Origin of the sequence: Pseudomonas sp. BF-RE-21, from assembly GCF_019947305.1 — a bacterium.
In the GTDB taxonomy this organism is placed as follows: domain Bacteria; phylum Pseudomonadota; class Gammaproteobacteria; order Pseudomonadales; family Pseudomonadaceae; genus Aquipseudomonas; species Aquipseudomonas migulae.
The window spans coordinates 152,993-172,354 of the sequence record NZ_JAGYGF010000007.1; the positions used below are offsets into that span (position 1 = coordinate 152,993).

General features: G+C 59.6%; 19 protein-coding genes. 14 read left to right on the forward strand and 5 right to left on the reverse strand.

Annotated elements, in window-relative coordinates; genetic code table 11:
- The first annotated feature begins 5 nt into the window (after nucleotides 1-5).
- Nucleotides 6-467, forward strand: a complete 462-nt coding sequence (locus KGB25_RS08075) for a CreA family protein (RefSeq protein WP_008028828.1) — start codon at nucleotides 6-8, stop codon at nucleotides 465-467.
- A gap of 164 nt (nucleotides 468-631) precedes the next feature.
- On the opposite strand, the gene rpsT is transcribed toward KGB25_RS08075, so the two are convergent.
- On the reverse strand, nucleotides 632-907 hold the full coding sequence (gene rpsT, locus KGB25_RS08080; protein ID WP_008028826.1) for a 30S ribosomal protein S20: 276 nt from the start codon (nucleotides 905-907) through the stop codon (nucleotides 632-634).
- Between the two features lie 252 nt (nucleotides 908-1,159).
- On the opposite strand from rpsT, the gene murJ reads away from it, so the two are divergent.
- The 6 genes from murJ to ispH all read left to right on the forward strand — a co-directional run bounded on the left by murJ (nucleotide 1,160) and on the right by ispH (nucleotide 8,638).
- Nucleotides 1,160-2,698, forward strand: coding sequence for a murein biosynthesis integral membrane protein MurJ (gene murJ, locus KGB25_RS08085; RefSeq protein WP_008037902.1), 1,539 nt, complete (start codon nucleotides 1,160-1,162; stop codon nucleotides 2,696-2,698).
- Nucleotides 2,699-2,827: 129 nt separating this feature from the next.
- Nucleotides 2,828-3,778, forward strand: a complete 951-nt coding sequence (ribF, locus tag KGB25_RS08090; protein WP_008028822.1) for a bifunctional riboflavin kinase/FAD synthetase — start codon at nucleotides 2,828-2,830, stop codon at nucleotides 3,776-3,778.
- Entirely contained in the window at nucleotides 3,779-6,610 is a 2,832-nt protein-coding gene (gene ileS / locus KGB25_RS08095) for an isoleucine--tRNA ligase (protein WP_223434748.1), read from the forward strand.
- Nucleotides 6,603-7,115, forward strand: a complete 513-nt coding sequence (gene lspA, locus KGB25_RS08100; RefSeq protein ID WP_008028819.1) for a signal peptidase II — start codon at nucleotides 6,603-6,605, stop codon at nucleotides 7,113-7,115. The genes ileS and lspA overlap by 8 nt, the downstream gene beginning before the upstream one ends.
- A gap of 7 nt (nucleotides 7,116-7,122) precedes the next feature.
- Complete coding sequence (fkpB, locus tag KGB25_RS08105) at nucleotides 7,123-7,560, forward strand: FKBP-type peptidyl-prolyl cis-trans isomerase (protein ID WP_177318165.1); 438 nt, start codon at nucleotides 7,123-7,125, stop codon at nucleotides 7,558-7,560.
- A gap of 130 nt (nucleotides 7,561-7,690) precedes the next feature.
- Entirely contained in the window at nucleotides 7,691-8,638 is a 948-nt protein-coding gene (gene ispH / locus KGB25_RS08110; RefSeq protein WP_008028815.1) for a 4-hydroxy-3-methylbut-2-enyl diphosphate reductase, read from the forward strand.
- On the opposite strand, the gene KGB25_RS08115 is transcribed toward ispH, so the two are convergent.
- Nucleotides 8,615-9,157 (reverse strand): GspH/FimT family pseudopilin, encoded by a 543-nt coding sequence (locus KGB25_RS08115; protein ID WP_223434749.1) that lies wholly within the window; start codon nucleotides 9,155-9,157, stop codon nucleotides 8,615-8,617. The two genes, ispH and KGB25_RS08115, sit on opposite strands and share 24 nt — an antisense overlap.
- A gap of 129 nt (nucleotides 9,158-9,286) precedes the next feature.
- On the opposite strand from KGB25_RS08115, the gene KGB25_RS08120 reads away from it, so the two are divergent.
- The 7 genes from KGB25_RS08120 to thiO are packed head-to-tail and all read left to right on the forward strand — an operon-like array spanning nucleotide 9,287 to nucleotide 16,077.
- A complete protein-coding gene (locus KGB25_RS08120) occupies nucleotides 9,287-9,760 on the forward strand; it encodes a GspH/FimT family pseudopilin (RefSeq protein ID WP_008028811.1) in 474 nt (157 codons plus the stop codon).
- Nucleotides 9,757-10,206: a type IV pilus modification protein PilV gene (gene pilV / locus KGB25_RS08125; RefSeq protein WP_008037891.1), complete on the forward strand. Its 450-nt coding sequence runs from the start codon at nucleotides 9,757-9,759 to the stop codon at nucleotides 10,204-10,206. Before KGB25_RS08120 ends, pilV begins: the two co-directional genes overlap by 4 nt.
- Complete coding sequence (locus tag KGB25_RS08130; RefSeq protein ID WP_207285524.1) at nucleotides 10,203-10,916, forward strand: PilW family protein; 714 nt, start codon at nucleotides 10,203-10,205, stop codon at nucleotides 10,914-10,916. Before pilV ends, KGB25_RS08130 begins: the two co-directional genes overlap by 4 nt.
- An 11-nt stretch (nucleotides 10,917-10,927) precedes the next feature.
- The gene (locus tag KGB25_RS08135) at nucleotides 10,928-11,407 is read left to right on the forward strand and encodes a PilX N-terminal domain-containing pilus assembly protein (RefSeq protein WP_207285525.1); all 480 of its coding nucleotides are present in this window, start codon (nucleotides 10,928-10,930) and stop codon (nucleotides 11,405-11,407) included.
- Nucleotides 11,394-14,507 (forward strand): pilus assembly protein, encoded by a 3,114-nt coding sequence (locus KGB25_RS08140; protein ID WP_223434750.1) that lies wholly within the window; start codon nucleotides 11,394-11,396, stop codon nucleotides 14,505-14,507. The genes KGB25_RS08135 and KGB25_RS08140 overlap by 14 nt, the downstream gene beginning before the upstream one ends.
- 14 nt (nucleotides 14,508-14,521) lie before the next feature.
- Nucleotides 14,522-14,920 (forward strand): type IV pilin protein, encoded by a 399-nt coding sequence (locus tag KGB25_RS08145; RefSeq protein WP_008028801.1) that lies wholly within the window; start codon nucleotides 14,522-14,524, stop codon nucleotides 14,918-14,920.
- Between the two features lie 56 nt (nucleotides 14,921-14,976).
- Entirely contained in the window at nucleotides 14,977-16,077 is a 1,101-nt protein-coding gene (gene thiO, locus KGB25_RS08150; RefSeq protein WP_223434751.1) for a glycine oxidase ThiO, read from the forward strand.
- Between the two features lie 109 nt (nucleotides 16,078-16,186).
- Here the strand turns inward: thiO and KGB25_RS08155 are convergent, their stop codons facing one another.
- From KGB25_RS08155 to KGB25_RS08165, 3 genes are read right to left on the reverse strand one after another with little or no spacing between them, the layout of a single operon-like run.
- Nucleotides 16,187-17,518, reverse strand: a complete 1,332-nt coding sequence (locus KGB25_RS08155) for a sigma-54-dependent transcriptional regulator (protein ID WP_192227997.1) — start codon at nucleotides 17,516-17,518, stop codon at nucleotides 16,187-16,189.
- 2 nt (nucleotides 17,519-17,520) lie between these two features.
- Complete coding sequence (locus KGB25_RS08160; RefSeq protein ID WP_223434752.1) at nucleotides 17,521-19,110, reverse strand: sensor histidine kinase; 1,590 nt, start codon at nucleotides 19,108-19,110, stop codon at nucleotides 17,521-17,523.
- Nucleotides 19,100-19,333, reverse strand: coding sequence for a PP0621 family protein (locus KGB25_RS08165; protein ID WP_008028794.1), 234 nt, complete (start codon nucleotides 19,331-19,333; stop codon nucleotides 19,100-19,102). Before KGB25_RS08165 ends, KGB25_RS08160 begins: the two co-directional genes overlap by 11 nt.
- Nucleotides 19,334-19,362: the final 29 nt, after the last annotated feature.

Consider the following 19,362-nt stretch of genomic DNA (forward strand, 5'->3'; position numbering starts at 1 on the left):
TTTGAATGCGCGTGGCAAAAGGATTGTTGGGCCTGCTGTTGGCAATGCCGCTGCTGGCTTCGGCCGAGGAGATTGGTCAGGTGTCGACGGTGTTCAAGTTCGTCGGCCCGAACGACCGCATCGTCGTTGAGGCATTTGATGATCCGAAGGTCGAAGGGGTGACGTGCTACCTGTCCCGAGCCAAGACGGGCGGTGTGAAGGGTGGCTTGGGTCTGGCTGAAGATCGAGCGGAAGCGTCCATTGCGTGCCGTCAGGTTGGTCCGATCAACTTCAAGGGTGAGTTGAAGGATGGCGAAGAAGTGTTCAAGGAGCGTACGTCGCTAGTCTTCAAGACCATGCAGGTGGTGCGTTTCCTCGACAAGAAGCGCAATACGCTGGTGTATCTGGTGTACAGCGATCGCTTGATTGAGGGTAGTCCGCAGAATGCGGTGACGGCGATTCCTATCCTGCCTTGGGCTCATCAGTGATCTGAAGACCGCTATCGCCAGCAAGCTGGCTCCTACAAGGATTGCGCAATACCTGTAGGAGCTGGCTTGCTGGCGATCAGTTTCAATGGGATCTCAGGCGTGCAACACAATTCGCAGGCAATAAAAAACCGACCCTGAGGTCGGTTTTTTAACAAGCGTGTTACTTAGGCAGCAGCAAGGTTCAGAGCCTTGACGTGGCCATTCAGGCGGCTCTTATGGCGAGCAGCCTTGTTCTTGTGGATGATGCCTTTATCGGCCATACGGTCGATAACTGGCACGGCCAGAACGTAAGCAGCTTGAGCTTTTTCAGCGTCTTTTGCGTCGATGGCTTTAACTACATTCTTGATGTAGGTACGAACCATGGAACGCAGGCTGGCGTTGTGGCTGCGACGCTTCTCAGCCTGTTTTGCACGTTTTTTGGCGGAAGGTGTGTTGGCCACCGTCGAGCTCCTCGAAAGACTTTTTAGGAAATAGCAAACAAAATAGGCCGCGAATCATGCCGATGAGTTGATGTCTTGTCAAGGGCGGTTGAGACGTTCCGCTAAGTGGTAGGTATAAAGAGGCGGGATATTTATTTCCGGCGCTTGACCTGTAAACTCGCGAGCTTTGGCTCTGTGCTGCTGCGGCGCGGAGTATCGCATAAGTGGGCGCTTTGTTCGCCTGCTGTTTATCGACAGGCACAAACTCTTTCAATGAATCTGCTCAAATCGTTGGCCGCCGTCAGCTCTATCACGATGCTTTCCCGGATTCTGGGGTTCGTCCGTGACACCCTCATTGCGCGTATTTTTGGTGCGGGAATGGCCACCGACGCCTTCTTTATCGCCTTCAAACTGCCCAATCTGCTGCGCCGGATCTTCGCCGAGGGGGCGTTTTCCCAGGCGTTTGTGCCGATTCTCGCTGAATATAAAAGTCAGCAAGGCGAAGAGGCGACGCGAACCTTTATTGCCTACGTCTCCGGACTGCTGACCCTGGCGCTGGCAGTGGTCACTGCGTTGGGCATGCTCGCTGCGCCGTGGGTCATCTGGGTGACCGCGCCCGGTTTCACCGATACCCCGGAAAAATTCGAGCTGACCTCCAGCCTGTTGCGGGTGACATTCCCTTATATATTGCTGATCTCCCTGTCTTCATTGGCCGGGGCGATCCTCAACACCTATAACCGCTTCTCGGTGCCGGCCTTCGTGCCGACCTTGCTCAACGTCAGCATGATCATCTTTGCGGTGTTCCTGACACCGTATTTCGATCCGCCGGTCATGGCGCTGGGTTGGGCGGTGCTGGCGGGTGGTCTGGCGCAGTTGCTCTATCAACTGCCGCACCTGAAAAAGATCGGCATGCTGGTGCTGCCACGCCTGAACCTGCGTGATAGTGGCGTGTGGCGGGTCATGAAACAGATGCTGCCGGCGATTCTCGGCGTTTCGGTGAGCCAGATTTCGCTGATCATCAACACCATTTTTGCCTCGTTCCTGGTCGCCGGTTCGGTGTCGTGGATGTATTACGCCGACCGACTGATGGAATTGCCGTCCGGCGTGCTGGGTGTGGCGCTGGGCACGATCCTGTTGCCGACCCTGGCCAAGACCTACGCCAGCAAGGATCGCGCAGAGTATTCGCGGATTCTCGATTGGGGGCTGCGCCTGTGCTTTGTGCTGGTGCTGCCGTGCTCGCTGGCCTTGGGGATTCTGGCTGAGCCGCTGACGGTCTCACTGTTTCAATACGGCCAGTTCAACGCCTTCGATGCGTCCATGACTCAGCGCGCGCTCATTGCGTATTCGGTCGGGTTGCTTGGGATTATCGTGATCAAAGTGCTGGCGCCGGGCTTTTATGCGCAACAAAACATTCGCACGCCGGTGAAAATCGCAATTTTCACCCTGGTGGTTACCCAGTTGTTCAACCTGGTGCTGATCGGGCCGCTGGCCCATGCCGGTCTGGCTCTGGCGATCAGCGCCGGTGCCTGCCTTAACGCCGGGCTGCTGTTCTATCAGCTGCGCAAACAGCAGATGTATCAGCCGCAGCCGGGCTGGGCGAAGTTCGGTGCCAAACTGGTGGTAGCGGTCACGGTGATGTCCGCGGTGTTGCTGGCCGGGATGCATTTCATGCCGGCCTGGGATCAGGGCCACATGCTTGAGCGATTCCTGCGTCTGGGCGCTCTGGTAGGGGCTGGCGTGGTCTCGTATTTCGGCATGTTGCTGTTGATGGGCTTCCGTTTGCGCGACTTCAATCGCAAGGCGCTGAACTGAGGCTTTTGCCTCGATAAACACGGGCGGGCCGGCGGTTTTGTCGGTTCGATCACTTTGGGTTACGGTGTTGCCTGTCGTCGGCCGCCGGGTGTGGTTATAATCGACCACTTTATGAGCAAGAAGCGCGTTATGCAGCTGGTTCGAGGCCTCCACAACCTGCGCCCCCAGCATCGGGGCTGTGTCGCCACTATTGGCAACTTTGACGGTGTTCACCGTGGCCACCAGGCTATCCTGGCGAGGCTGCGTGAGCGAGCGCTCGAGTTGGGCGTGCCCAGCTGCGTGGTGATTTTCGAGCCGCAGCCACGGGAGTTTTTCGCCCCGGAGACTGCGCCGGCCCGCTTGGCGCGTCTGCGCGACAAACTGCAGCTGCTGGCTGACGAAGGCGTCGACCGGGTCCTGTGCCTGGCCTTCAACCAGCGCCTGAGCAAGCTCAGCGCCAGCGAATTCGTTGATACCATTCTGGTGGACGGTCTCGGCGTGCAGCATCTTGAGGTCGGTGACGACTTCCGCTTCGGTTGTGACCGGGTAGGGGATTTCGATTTCCTGCAACAGGCCGGCGTCATGCAGGGCTTCACCGTCGAAGCGGCGCAAACCGTTGAGCTGGACGGCATTCGCGTCAGCAGCACCCAGGTGCGAAATGCCCTGGCCGCTGCCGATTTTGCCTTGGCAGAGCGCCTGCTCGGTCGGCCGTTCCAGATTACCGGGCGAGTCCTGCATGGCCAGAAACTGGCGCGCCAGTTGGGTACGCCAACCGCCAACATTCAACTCAAGCGCCGTCGCGTGCCGCTCACCGGGGTTTACCTGGTCAACGTCGACATCGACGGCAAGACCTGTCCAGGCGTCGCCAATATTGGCGTGCGTCCTACGGTCCAAGGGGATGGCAAAGCCCACCTCGAAGTACATCTTTTAGATTTTGCCGGCGATCTGTATGACCGGCGTTTGACGGTGGTTTTCCACCACAAGCTGCGTGAAGAGCAGCGTTTCGCCTCTCTGGAGGCGCTTAAGACGGCGATCAATGCGGATGTCGCCGCCGCCCGTGCCCTGTCGCACCTAGCGCCAATCGCTAATGAAGAGCCATAAATGACCGACTATAAAGCCACGCTAAACCTTCCGGACACCGCCTTCCCAATGAAGGCCGGCCTGCCACAGCGCGAACCGCAGATTCTGCAGCGCTGGGACAGTATTGGCCTGTACGGTAAGTTGCGCGAGATTGGCAAGGATCGTCCGAAGTTCGTTCTGCACGACGGTCCTCCGTACGCCAACGGCACGATTCACATCGGTCATGCGCTGAACAAGATCCTCAAGGACATGATCATCCGCTCGAAAACCCTGTCGGGTTTCGACGCGCCTTATGTTCCGGGCTGGGACTGCCACGGTCTGCCGATCGAGCACAAAGTCGAAGTGACCCACGGCAAGAACCTGGGCGCGGACAAGACCCGCGAACTGTGCCGTGCCTACGCCACCGAGCAGATCGAAGGCCAAAAATCCGAATTCATCCGTCTGGGCGTGTTGGGCGACTTCGCCAACCCGTACAAGACCATGGACTTCAAAAACGAGGCCGGTGAAATCCGCGCACTCGCCGAAATCGTCAAGGGCGGTTTCGTGTTCAAGGGCCTGAAGCCTGTGAACTGGTGCTTCGACTGCGGTTCGGCCCTGGCTGAAGCGGAAGTCGAGTACGAGAACAAAAAGTCCTCGACCATCGACGTAGCGTTCCCGATTGCCGATGAAGCCAAGCTGGCTGCCGCTTTCGGTCTGCCGTCGCTGGGCAAGCCTGCTTCGATCGTGATCTGGACCACCACCCCGTGGACCATCCCGGCCAACCAGGCGCTGAACGTTCACCCGGAATTCAACTACGCCCTGGTCGATGTCGGCGACAAGTTGCTGGTGTTGGCTGAAGAGCTGGTTGAATCCTGCCTGGTCCGTTACAGCCTGGAAGGCTCGGTCATCGCGACCACCACCGGTAAAGAACTGGAACTGATCAACTTCCGTCACCCGTTCTACGACCGTCTGTCGCCGGTTTACCTGGCCGACTACGTTGAACTGGGCGCTGGCACTGGTGTGGTTCACTCCGCTCCGGCCTACGGCGTGGACGACTTCGTGACCTGCAAGAAATACGGCATGGTCAACGACGACATCCTCAACCCGGTACAAAGCAACGGCGTATACGCGACTTCGCTGGAGTTCTTTGGCGGCCAGTTCATCTGGAAAGCCAACCCGGCCATTGTCGACAAGCTGACCGAAGTCGGTGCGCTGCTGCACACCACCATCATCGAACACAGCTACATGCACTGCTGGCGTCACAAGACCCCGCTGATCTACCGCGCCACCGCGCAGTGGTTCATCGGCATGGACAAAGAGCCTGTCAGCGGCGACACCCTGCGCAAGCGCGCTCTTAAAGCCATCGAAGAGACTCAGTTCGTTCCGGCCTGGGGCCAGGCGCGCCTGCACTCGATGATCGCCAACCGTCCGGACTGGTGCATCTCCCGTCAGCGCAACTGGGGCGTGCCGATCCCGTTCTTCCTGAACAAGGAAAGCGGCGAGCTGCACCCACGTACCGCCGAGCTGATGGAAGAAGTCGCCAAGCGCGTTGAAGTCGAAGGCATCGAAGCCTGGTTCAAGATGGACGCTGCCGAGCTGCTCGGTGACGAAGCGCCGCAGTACGACAAGATCAGCGACACCCTGGACGTCTGGTTCGATTCGGGCACCACACACTGGCACGTCCTGCGCGGTTCGCACCCGATGGGCCACGAAACCGGTCCACGCGCCGACCTGTACCTGGAAGGCTCGGACCAACACCGTGGCTGGTTCCACTCGTCGCTGCTGACCGGTTGCGCCATCGACGACCACGCGCCATACCGCGAGCTGCTGACCCACGGCTTCACCGTCGACGAGTCCGGCCGCAAGATGTCCAAGTCGCTGGGCAACGTGATCGCGCCGCAAAAGGTCAACGACACCCTGGGTGCCGACATCATGCGTCTGTGGGTAGCTTCCACCGACTACTCGGGTGAAATGGCGGTTTCCGAGCAGATCCTGCAACGCAGTGCGGACGCCTACCGGCGGATCCGTAACACCGCGCGCTTCCTGCTCTCCAACCTGACCGGTTTCAACCCGGCCACCGACATCCTGCCGGCCGAAGAAATGCTCGCGCTGGACCGTTGGGCCGTGGATCGCACCTTGCTGCTGCAACGCGAACTGCAAGAGCACTACGGCGAATACCGCTTCTGGAACGTCTACTCCAAGATCCACAACTTCTGCGTGCAGGAGCTGGGCGGTTTCTACCTCGACATCATCAAGGACCGTCAGTACACCACTGGCGCCAACAGCAAGGCCCGCCGTTCGGCGCAAACCGCGCTGTACCACATCTCTGAAGCGCTGGTGCGCTGGATCGCGCCGATCCTCGCGTTCACCGCCGACGAACTGTGGGAATACCTGCCGGGCGAGCGTAACGAGTCGGTGATGCTCAACACTTGGTACGAAGGCCTGACCGAGCTGCCGGAAAACGTCGAACTGGGCCGCGCCTACTGGGAGCGGATCATGGCGGTGAAGGTCGCTGTGAACAAAGAAATGGAAATCCAGCGCGCGGCCAAAGCCGTCGGTGGCAACCTGCAAGCCGAAGTGACGCTGTTCGCCGAAGACGCCCTGAGCGACGACCTGGCCAAGCTGAGCAACGAATTGCGCTTCGTACTGATCACCTCGACCGCCAGCGTTGCGCCGTTCGTACAGGCTCCGGCCGATGCAGTGGTCACCGAAGTCAGCGGCCTGAAGCTGAAAATCGTCAAGTCGGCCTTCGCCAAGTGCGCCCGTTGCTGGCACTGCCGTGAAGACGTCGGCGTGAACCCGGAACATCCGGAAATCTGCGGTCGTTGCGTCGATAACATCAGCGGCACTGGCGAGGTTCGTCACTATGCCTAATGCCATTGGCCGTTTCGGACGGCTGGGCTGGCTCTGGTTGAGTTTGCTGGTCCTGGTCATCGACCAGGCCAGCAAGTTCTACTTCGAAGGCAAGCTTGAGATGTACCAGCAGATCGTGGTGATCCCTGATTACTTCAGCTGGACCCTGGCCTACAACACGGGCGCGGCGTTCAGCTTCCTGGCCGACAGCTCGGGCTGGCAGCGCTGGTTGTTCGCCCTGATCGCGGTCGTGGTCAGTGCGGTGCTGGTGGTGTGGCTCAAGCGTCTGGGGCGCAACGAAACCTGGCTGGCCATCGCGTTGGCGCTGGTCCTGGGTGGTGCGCTGGGCAATCTGTACGACCGCATAGCCCTAGGCCATGTGATCGATTTCATCCTGGTGCATTGGCAGAACCGCTGGTACTTCCCGGCGTTCAACTTCGCCGACAGTGCAATTACTGTGGGTGCGGTGATGCTGGCGCTGGACATGTTCAAATCAAAGAAGACGGGAGAAGCAGTTCATGACTGAACAGGTATTGGCTGAGCAACGCATCCGCCAGAACACGGAAGTCACCTTGCATTTTGCACTGCGCCTGGAGAACGGCGACACCGTCGACAGCACCTTCGACAAAGCCCCGGCGACCTTCCAGGTCGGCGACGGTAACCTGTTGCCAGGTTTCGAAGCGGCCCTGTTCGGCTTCAAGGCCGGTGACAAGCGTACGCTGACGATTCAGCCGGAAAACGCTTTCGGTCAGCCGAACCCGCAAAACGTGCAGATCATCCCGCGTTCGCAGTTCAAGGACATGGACCTGTCACCGGGTTTGCTGGTGATTTTCAACGATGCGGCGAATACTGAGCTGCCTGGCGTGGTGAAAGAGTTCGATGACGAGCAAGTGACCATCGACTTCAACCATCCGTTGGCCGGCAAGACATTGACCTTTGACGTGGAAATCATCAACGTCAAATCGCTGTAAACGCTGTTCTGTAGGAGCTGGCTTGCCAGCGATGGGGCCATCAGGCTCGCTGCAACGCCAAGGGCCTCATCGCCGGCAAGCCGGCTCCTACAATGTTCTAATTTCCTGCGCGCAAGACACGAGGCACAGCATGCAAATCAAACTCGCCAACCCCCGTGGCTTCTGCGCCGGTGTGGACCGGGCGATCGAAATCGTCAACCGCGCCCTGGAAGTCTTCGGGCCGCCGATCTATGTGCGCCACGAAGTGGTCCACAACAAATTCGTCGTCGAAGACTTGCGCGCTCGCGGCGCGATCTTCGTTGAAGAGCTGGATCAGGTACCGGACGACGTCATCGTGATCTTCAGTGCACACGGCGTTTCCCAGGCGGTGCGTACCGAAGCCGCCGGCCGTGGCCTGAAGGTGTTCGACGCCACCTGCCCGCTGGTGACCAAAGTGCACATCGAGGTCGCGCGCTACAGCCGTGATGGCCGTGAATGCATCCTCATCGGCCACGCCGGTCACCCGGAAGTCGAAGGCACCATGGGCCAGTACGATGGCAGCAATGGCGGCGCGATTTACCTGGTCGAGGACGAGAAAGACGTCGCCGCGTTGCAGGTGAACAACCCCGAAAAACTGGCGTTCGTGACCCAGACGACCCTGTCCATGGACGATACCAGCCGCGTCATCGACGCACTGCGTACACGCTTCCCGGCGATTGGTGGCCCGCGCAAGGACGACATCTGCTACGCCACGCAAAACCGTCAGGACGCCGTCAAGACGCTGGCCGACGAATGCGACGTGGTGCTGGTTGTCGGCAGCCCGAACAGCTCCAACTCCAATCGCCTGCGTGAGCTGGCCGAACGCATGGCCACTCCGGCCTACCTGATCGACGGCGCTGAAGACCTGCAAAAGAGCTGGTTCGACGGTGTCGAGCGCATCGGCATTACCGCAGGGGCCTCTGCACCGGAAGTACTGGTGCGTGGTGTGATCCAGCAGTTGCAGGCCTGGGGCGCTACCGGTGCCGATGAACTGGCGGGTCGCGAGGAGAACATCACGTTCTCCATGCCGAAAGAGTTACGCGTTCGTTCGCTGCTTTGATTTTTTTCCTTTCTCGCACAACGTCTGCTCAGCCTTGATGCTGCGCAGGCTGACGCGACCGCTCGGGGCCAGCACCACTTGGTGCTGACTCACTGGCTCGTGTTTTGCGCAAACATGCAATGTCCCCGCTTGAAAGCCTCCGTGCTGCGGTTCGCCGAGATGGCTGAATCGTACTGAAGTCCTGACATAGTGATTGCCGACAATCGGCACCCGAGTGTCGCTTCGGCGCTCAACCAGCAGCGGATTGTTGCTGTCCTCATGTCCCTTGCCATTTAAATCCAGAATCATCCGCCAGCCTTGGCCCCAATCGTCGTTTATCCCGTGTATGACGACAGCCTGGTTTCGCGTGATCGCCTCGCTTCTGGCACTGCGCATGCCACTGACAAGCGACTTCGCTGCCTCCTCCTGATGGTTCGATTCCGTGAGCGCTGCAAACGCCGGACTGACCAGATGCAGAACAATCCCGACAATCGTCAGTCCCATGAGCAGTTCAATCAGACTGAAACCCTGCTGATGCATGACATCTCCCTCCCTGGAGTGCGGTGGCCCGCGCAATCCTTGCGCAGTAATGGCAAAACAACCGACACCTGTGGGTCGATTGTTCTAGCGTGTAACAGCAGGTATAGCCGACGGCAACGGAGGGCATTGATGGATCATCGTACAAAAGGTTTCACGCTGATCGAGTTGCTGGTCGCGCTTGCGGTCTTTTTGATTCTGATCACCCTGGCAGTGCCGGCGTTTACCCGTTCGGTGCAAGGCACCAGGGCCGACACCGAGATCGGCGACCTGCAGCGCGCCTTGAATTTCGCCCGGCTTGAAGCCATCGACCGCGGCATCACCACCCGGGTGCGGCCGACGGCGGGTGGCAGCGTCTGGACGGGGGAATTGGCGGTGTATGACAGTACTGGCACTGTGGCCAATGTATTGCGGGTTGTTCCCGCGATGAGCAGCGGCGCGACTCTGACGCTAACCTCAGGCGTGACCGCCATCGATTTCAACAATCTGGGCGGTCTGTCGGCACCGTCCACGGCGGTGGTGATCAGCTATGTACTGGGGGCGCAAAGCAGGACGCTGAATGTGTGTTTGAACGGACGAATTCTATTGGGTGGAAGTTGCGGATGAGGGGATGGAGCAAGCGTGCACAGGAGGGCATGACGCTGATCGAGGTTCTCGTGGCGTTGTTGATTTTGAGCGTGGGGCTGTTGGGGGCGGCGGCGTTCCAGCTCAATGCGCTGAAGTACACCGACAGTTCGCGGATGACCAGCCAGGCGAGTTTTATCGCCTACGACATGATGGACCGCATCCGCGCAAACGCCGGTGCCGATTACACCGTCACGCCGCCGACGTCGGGCAACCTCAACGTTGCCCGGGATCAGGACCTCTACGACTTCACCACCAATATCGTCAGTATGCTCGGCGCCACCGCTACGGGCAGCGTCACCCTCAATCAGCGGGTGTACACCATCACCATTACCTGGGACGACTCGCGGGCTGCCAATGCCGCCAATTCCCGTCGCAGCTTTGTGCTGACCAGTCGCGCCGCCGTCGATCCGGTGGCGACACCATGAACCGGCTCAACAGAGGTTTCGGCCTGATCGAAATGTTGATCGCGTTGGCGTTGAGCCTGGTCGTGGTGCTCGGTGTGGCGCAGATTTTCATAGCGGCCAAGAACACTTATGTCAGCCAGAACGCCGCGGCGAACATGCAGGAAGACGCGCGTTTCGTGCTGAGCAAAATGATTCAGGAAATCCGCATGGTGGGGATGTTTGGTTGTCTGGGGGCGATTACTGATGCAAGCGCCGGGGCGAGTTTTACTGCCAGCCAGATAGCGCCGATCAGCTGGGACAATGCCAACCTCAAGCTGACCCTGGTGACCGCCGATGTCGGCGCGGGTGGCGGTACGCCGACCTGGACGGTGGTTTCGGATTGCCGAAACACCGCGACGGCTTACTCCAACGTGCAGGCTCCCGCCACAGGACAATTGGCGTTTCCGATTCGACGACTGATCTACAGCCTCAAGAACGGCCAACTGACGATGGGCAGTGGCATCGGCACGCCGGCTCAGGCGGTGCTTGTCGACAACGTCAAAGCCTTTGACGTGAGCTTCGGTCTCGCAGCGTCAGCCACAGATACGGCCGCTTCCAGTTACAGCACCAACCCGTCCGACCCTGCGCGAATCCGTAGTGTGCGCCTGACGCTGATACTGAAAGATCCGAACAGCCGGGTCCGCGATCAAACCTTCAACGTGGTTGCCGCTTTGCGCAACCGCTTGCCATGAGGGGAGGGCAGATGAGTTTTTCTCCCGCTACCCCTCACACCCAGCGCGGCATGGCGCTGCTGGTCAGCCTGGTGTTCCTTCTGTTGCTGACGCTGATTGGCATTTCATCGATGCAGAACGCAACCCTGCAGGAAAAGATGGCCAGCAGCGTCACCCTGCGCAATCAGTCGTTCCAGATCGCCGAAGCCGCGTTGCGCATCGGCGAAAGTGCGGTTCAGCTCGATACCTATACATTGCCGGTTTGCAGCGGCAATCAATGTTTGCCGCCCGCCGAGTCATCGACCCTCACGGCTGCCGGTCTCAATTCCTCCTCGGGGGTCACCTGGATCGCGGCCGCGAACGGTTTCTATGGGGTACAGAACATCGGCACCACGTTGAATGCCGTGAATGTGCCGAGCAACACCTCTGCGACGCTTTATCGGGTCACGGCAGTGGCCATTGTGGGCAACAACGTGCGCAGTGTGGTGGAGAGCATCTATGCCAAATACTAATAGGTGCTCAGGGATCTGGCGGTTACTGAGTGGTATTGCATTGGGGCTGTACCTGTCAGCGCCTGCGTACGCGTTCACGCCTTCGGACTCGCCCCTGTTGAGCGCTGCGGCGGTTGCGCCAAACGTGATGCTGCTGATCGATGATTCGGGGAGCATGAACAACATCATCTGGGCGCCGGGTTTCGATCCGACGGTCAGTCGCCCGCAAATTGCCAATTGCAGTTCGAACAGCTCGTGTCTGACTGGTCAGAATCTGGACATGGACGATACCAACATCGCCTTGTCGAGCCTCAATCGCGGCGGTTGCTCCAACAATGGCAACTGGTACGGTTTTTATCGGGGCTTCCTGGGACTGTCATCGATATGCCTGAAGCTGCCCGACCCGGTGGGCAACGAAAACACGCGTTATACGGCTAACTATCTGTCTTATCTGGTCACACTGGCCAACGGTTCGAACAGGGATTTCACCACCGGTACCGGTGCGATCCCCAATGATTACCGCATCAGCGTTGCGCAGGATGTGTCCACCAATCTGGTCACCAGCAACCGTTCATTGAGAATAGGCCTGGCGACATTCAACCCTTCTGTCAGTGGCAACTCCGGCCCCGGCGGTTTTATCGCCCGCGCGGTCAGTGACCTGTCTCCCGTCAGTGGTAGCGTTACCCAGGCCCAGGCGGACACCAACTACAACGCCTTGATCTCTTCGATCAATGGTTTGAGTGCAATCGCCAGTACCCCGTTGGCGGAAACCTATTACGAGATTACGCGGTACATGCGCGGCATGGCGCCGTACTACAACTCGGCGCCAACCACTTACACCAGCCCGATCCAGTATCGTTGCCAGAAAAACTATGGCGTGGTGATCACCGATGGACTGCCTACGTTCGACAGGACCTTCCCGACCAACGATCCGCTCGGTGGCACCCGCTTGCCGAACTGGGACGGCAACAGCGCGAACGATGGCGACAACCTCTCCGGTGATGGCGAGGGGGACACGTTGTACCTGGACGACATCGCCAAGTTCGCCTTTGACATCGATATGCGCACCACCGGTACCGACGCCGGTGGCAAAAACTGGAACGCCGCAGATTTCCCCAAACAGAACATGAACACCTACACCGTGGGTTTCACCGCCGCGAACCAGATGTTGTCGGACGCTGCCGGTTACGGGCAGGGCAAGTACTACCAGGCGACGGACAGTGCCGGCCTCAATACCGCGTTGTCATCAGCGCTGGGCGACATCACGTCGAAAGCCGGTTCCGGCGGGAGCGGCACCACCAGCAGTGCAATCGTCGGGGTCGGTTCCGCTTACTACCAGACCAGCTACGACCCCAAGGATTGGCGCGGCACCATCAAGTCTTACGGGTTCACCGCCACCGGCTCGGTCAATACCTCCACGGTGCTCTGGACGACTGACACGGCCATTGTGCCCGGCGCCACAGCGCCGACTTACCAGTCGTGGAACAACGTGAGCAACGCTCCCGTCACGCTGGCTTTCGCCAATTTCGCCCCGGCACAGCAGACGGCGCTGAATCAGGGCCTGCCCACCGGCATCACCGGCAGCGACCTTGTGGAGTGGAGCAAGGGCACCAACAAGACCGGGTTGAAAGTTCGCAGCGTGTTGCTCGGCGACATCATCAACTCGCCTTTGGTGCTGGCCTCGCCAACGGAAAAAACCGCATCCGATCTGGTCAGTGACACCAGCTACAGCACCTATCTGGCCACCAAATCCAGCAACATGAACACCAGCCTTGTGGTCAATGCCAACGATGGTTTTGTCAGCGTCATCAACTCGGGTAACGGCGCCAGACGTTATGCCTACATGCCCTCCAGTGTTTTGCCATCGTTGCGCTATATCGCCGATACCGCCTACATCAATGGCATCAGCCACAAGTTTCTGGTCGACGGTCAGGTCGGCGTTTTTGATGCACAACTCAACAGTGCCTGGAAAACCCTGGCGCTCGGGGGAACAGGCGCGGGCGGCAAGACGTTCTACGCCTTGCAGCTGTTTGACGCCTCGGCCGGTAACGTGACCAAGGCGTTGTGGGAAATCAGTGCACCTGCCACAGCAAACACGGCGAACGTTTTCAATGATCTGGGTTATGCCTACGCCCGTCCGGAAGTGGCACGCTTGGCGGATGGTCGATGGGCGGCATTCATCTCCAACGGCTACGGCAGCAATTCGGGTGTGGCGGCGTTGTACGTGGTGGATATCCGCGATGGGTCGCTGATCAAGAAAATCGTCATCGACAGTACGGAAACCACCAACGGTTTGTCGTCGGTGAAACTCAAGGTCAACTCGCAGAATGTGGTGCAGGCCGCCTATGGCGGGGATCTGAAAGGGCGTTTATGGAAGTTTGATTTGAGCGGCGCCACCACGGACACCTGGGGCGTGGCGTTTTCCGGCAAACCGTTGTTCACGACGGCGGGCGGCGCCACCCAGCCAATCACCGCGCAGCCGCTGTTGGCGGACAATTCACTGGGCGGCAAAGTGGTGTTTTTCGGTACCGGCAAATTCAATGAAACGGTCGACAAGACCAACAAGGACCTTCAGGCGTTTTATGCGGTATGGGATGCTGATGGCGGCTCTGGACAGATCACCACGTCCAGTTTGCAGGCCCAATCGGTGACCGGTGTGTTCTCGGGAAGTACGGGGCAGTTCATCACCACCAGCCAGAACGAAGTGACCTATCCGGCAGAGAAAGGCTGGTATTTGCCGCTGGTCTACAACAGCGTATTGACCGGTGAGCGGGTGATCAGCCAAGCGGCGCTGGTGTTGGGGCGAATCGTATTTACCACGGCCATTGTGGACACCACGGACCCTTGTGCCAGTTTTGGCACCGGCAAACTGGTCGAACTGGATGCGTTCAGCGGTAAGATGCTCAACTACGCGGTGCTCGACACCACTGGCGATGGGCTAGTCGACAGCAACGATGCGATATCCAGCGGGGTGATTTTCACTAGCGGGATGCCATTCTTGAGCGCCGTTACCAACGGCGGCACCGGCAAGATCGTAACCGATACAGGTTCAACGGTGACCAAGCTGACCGAAAAGGGCGGCGGTGGCAGCCGTCGCATCATGTGGCGACAAATACAGTAAGTGAGAGTTGATGCATGCGCAGATCCAACCGAGGTTTTACCCTGATCGAAATCATGATCGTGATTGCGATCATCGGGATCGTCATCACCATTGGCTACCCGAGCCTCACCGAATACGTGAAAAAGGGCCGCCGGGCTGAAGTGGCCGGGCTGCTCTCCGAGCAGGCGCAGGTTCTTGAACGGTTTTACTCGAAGGGTAATGTCTACACCGGTGCCACCGGCCTGAGCGCCGGCAATGACTATTACACCATCACCCCGACCCTGACCGACCAGACCTTCCTGCTGACCGCTACACGCAAGGCCGGCAGCATGGCGACTGACAAGTGTGGCGATTTCACCATCACCAACACCGGTGTCAGAAGCATGGTCAATGCGACGGCCGGACTGACCACCAAAGATTGCTGGGGTCGCTGAGTTTTTTTTTCGGGCGCCTTTTGCGCCTCCTGTCTCTTTAACGGTTGGATCGGAACATGACCATGCAACAGCAAGTGGTGATAGTCGGCGGCGGTGTGATTGGCCTGCTGACAGCGTTCAATCTCGCGTCGCAAGTACAGAGCGTTGTGCTGCTGGACCGTTCGAATGTCGGTCAGGAATCGTCCTGGGCCGGTGGCGGCATCGTTTCGCCACTCTACCCGTGGCGCTACAGCCCGGCAGTTACCGCGCTGGCCCATTGGTCTCAGGACTTTTATCCACAGCTGGGCGAGCGTCTGTTTGCCGCGACCGGGGTTGATCCCGAAGTGCACACCACCGGCCTGTACTGGCTGGACCTGGACGATGAAGCCGAGGCGCTGGCCTGGGCCGAGCGGGAAAACCGTCCATTGCGGGCTGTGGATATCTCGGCGGCGCACGACGCGGTGCCGGTCCTGGGTGGCGGTTTCACCCGCGCGATCTACATGGCCGACGTGGCCAATGTGCGCAATCCGCGGCTGGTGAAATCCCTCAAGGCTGCCTTGATGGCGATGCCGAACGTGACGATTCATGAGCAGTGCGAAGTCAGCGGGTTCGTTCGCGAAGGCGAAAAAGTCGTCGGCGTGCAGACTTCGGCGGGCGCGATCCACGGTGATCAGGTGGTGTTGACGGCGGGTGCCTGGAGCGGTGATTTGCTCAAAAGCCTGGGCCTTGCGTTGCCGGTTGAACCCGTGAAAGGGCAGATGATTCTTTACAAGTGCGCGGCGGACTTCCTGCCGAGCATGGTGCTGGCCAAGGGGCGTTATGCGATTCCTCGCCGGGATGGACACATTCTGATTGGCAGCACGCTGGAACATGAAGGCTTCGACAAGACACCGACCGGCTCTGCGCTTGAGAGCCTGAAAGCGTCTGCAGTGGAATTGATTCCAGCGCTGGCGGATGCCGAGGTGGTCGGGCATTGGGCGGGGTTGCGACCGGGTTCGCCGGAGGGCATTCCTTACATTGGCCGAGTGCCGGGCTTCGAGGGGTTGTGGCTCAACTGCGGGCATTACCGTAACGGGTTGGTGCTGGCGCCGGCGTCGTGCCAGTTGTTTGCGGATGTGATGCTGGGCAGGACGCCGATCATTGATCCGGCGCCGTATGCGCCGGCCGGGCGGATCTAGACGCGAAACATTCGTCGCCTTCCAGAACGCTTTCGCGGGCAAGCCTCGCTCCTACAAGATCAACGACGATTGACATCTGTAGGAGCGAGGCTTGCCCGCGAAGGGGCCCTCAATCCAGCCCGAATTTCTTCAACCTGTAACGCATCGACCGAAACGACAAATTCAATCGCTGAGCCGCTGCCGTGCGGTTCCAGCGGGTTTCCTCCAGGGCCTGGAGGATGAGTTTGCGTTCGACGTTTTCCAGATAGTCTTCCAGATTGTCGATCTGCGTCAGGTCCGGCACACCGCTGTCGGCGCTGCAATTGCCTTCGGCCAGTCGCAGGTCGCTGGCTTCGATCTGCTTGTTGTCGCACAGGGTGTGGGCGCGTTCGAGCATATTCTCCAGTTCCCGCACATTGCCCGGAAAGCGATAGCTTTTCAGCGCCTCAAGCGCTTGTGGGTGGAGCTTCGGGGCGGGTTGGCCGCTGGCTGCCGCCAGACGCTTGAGTACATGACCGGCCAATGACTCGATGTCGTCGCGGCGCTCGCGCAAAGGCGGAACCCGCAGTTCGATCACATTCAGCCGGTAATACAAATCCTGGCGAAAGCGTTCAGCGGCGACTTCGGCGTCGAGGTCTTTGTGGGTGGCGCAGAGGATCCGCACGTCGACCACGGTTTCCTGCTGGCCGCCAACGCTGCGAACGGCTTTTTCCTGAATCGCCCGCAGCAGCTTGACCTGCATCGACAGCGGCAAGTCGGCCACTTCGTCGAGGAACAGCGTGCCACCCTGAGCGGCCTGGAACAGCCCGGGCTTGTCTTCGATGGCGCCGCTGAAACTGCCTTTGCGATGGCCGAAAAACTCGCTTTCCATCAGTTCCGACGGTATCGCCCCGCAATTGACCGGGACAAACGGCTGGTTGGCGCGCGGTCCTTGTTCGTGGATCAGTCGAGCGACCAGTTCCTTGCCGCTGCCGGACTCGCCGCTGATGTAGACCGGCGCCTGACTGCGCGCCAGTTTGTCGATTTGTTTGCGCAGGCTGCGCATGGGCAGCGAGTCGCCCAGCAACCGTCGGTCGATGGCTGCGCCCGGTGCCGGCATGCGCAGGGCGCTGGTGACCAGTTCGCGCAGCCGCGTGAGGTCCACCGGTTTGGTCAGGAAGTCGAAGGCGCCGGCCTTGAGGGCGTTGATCGCCGTTTCGAGGCTGCCGTAGGCGGTAATCATGGCCACCGGCAGGTTTGGGGCGCGTTGCTGGATATGTTGCACCAGTTCAAGACCGGTGCCGTCCGGCAGGCGCATGTCGGTCAGGCACAGGTCGAACGTTTCACGCTTCAACAGCGCCTGGGCTTCGCCGAGGTTACGGGCGCTGAAGGTGTCGAGTTTCATCCGTCCCAGGGTGATTTCCAGGAGTTCGCGGATATCCGGCTCGTCGTCGACGATCAGGACTTTTTGCCGTGGGCACATGTTCAACTTTGTTTCCGTCCGTGAGCAAAGGTGATGCGAAAGCAGCCGCCATCATGGCGTGGCTTGAAGTCTAGGCGGGCCTGGTTGCTTTCGCACAGCTCACGGGACAGATACAGCCCCAGGCCTGTGCCTTGGGCGCTGGTGGTATAGAACGGTTCGAACAAATGCACCTGCTGGTCCGGTGCCACGCCGGGGCCATCGTCCCGAACCTCGATGATCGGCAACTGGCTGTCGGGGTCGACAAACAAATCGAGCCAGACCTGCGCCTGATCGTGGACCTGAGCGCTATGACGCCAGGCGTTGCGCAACAAATTGTCGAGAATCTGGGTGAGCTGGTTCGGGTCCATCAGGGTTTTGAAGTCGCCTGAACCGATGCGCAGGTGAATCTGCTGACGATCGAGCGCACTTTCGCGACTGTCGGCCACGAACTGCTCCAGCCACGGCTTCAGATCGAGTCGTTGCGGCACGGTTTGCTGACGACGGGACAGTTGCAGGACGTTTTCGATAACCCGATTCATTCGCTGAGAGTGGTCTTGAATAATCTGGGTCAGACGTCGATCCGCGCCGTTCAGTTCCTCCGATTCCTGCAATAGCTGAGCGGCATGACTAATGGCGCCCAAAGGATTGCGAATTTCGTGGGCGATACCAGCCGTCAGGCGGCCCAAAGCGGCGAGCTTCAGTTGTTGGGCCTGTTGGGCTATTTGTGCGAGATCCTCAAGGAAGACCAGGGTTTGGTGGTGTGGGCTTTGGGCCAGGGCAATGAAGCTCGGTTGCAGTTCCAGGCCGCTGTTGGCGATTTTCAGGCTCTGGGGGCGCAGCGTCGGATTGTTCCGCCACAGTTGCAGGCGTTCGACCAGAATGGGCGAGCAGTCGGCGATCCGTTGGCCTTCAAGATGGTCTCGGCCCAGTAAGATCAGCGCGCTGTGGTTGGCCAATTGCACCCGCAGTTGGCCGTCGAGCACCAGGATGCCGGTGCGCATGCGTTGCAGGATCAATGCATTGAGGGCTTCGAGGCCGACCACTTCGCTGGCCCGTTGTTCTGCGAGGGTTTCGCTGACTTCCAGGCGCTGGATCAAGCCTTGCACCAGCAACGCCGCGGCAAAGCACAACACACCGAGGGTGCCGGCTTGCAGGTAATCGTTGGGGCTGGCGGGATGGCTGAAACTCAGGAGAAAGCTCAGCCCGACGATGCCGAGCGCGCCCACGGCGGCGATCAGCAGGCCGATGCGGCTTCGCAACAAGGTGTTGCTGATGGCCACCGAGACGATCAGCAAGTTGCCGATGGCGCTGGCGACACCGCCGGCGGCGTAGAACAAGCCACACAACAGCAGGACATCAATCAGCGCCAGGCCGAACAATTGCGCCGGGCGGCGGGTGTTCTCGAAGAAGACCACCAGCAAGATGTTCAGCACCAGGTACAGCCAGCTGCCACTGCGCAACAGGCTGTCATTGGCGAACGTCAGCAACTGGTTGTCCAGGTTGCTGGAGATCAGCAGCACCAAGGTGATGCCGACGCTTAGGCGGTAGAGGTGATAAAGGCGCAGCAGTCGCTGAGCCTGTTTGCTGCCGGGACTGGACGTCTCAGCGATCACTGGAGCCCGGGCCTTGCTCGAGGTGAGCCTGGCTGCAATACCACTGTTGTTGAAGGCTCAGCGCGCGGTCGCGGGGCAGGTGTACGCCGCAATGGGCGCAGCGGACCATGGGCGCGGCTTCCAGTTCGGCGGGGGACTTGGGCGCAGAAGCCTGGCCCTTGAACTTGCGCCAGAACCATACCGCAGCGGCAATCAGGGCGATCCAGAACAGTAAACGAAGCATGATGAGCTGCTTTATGACGAGTGATTAAG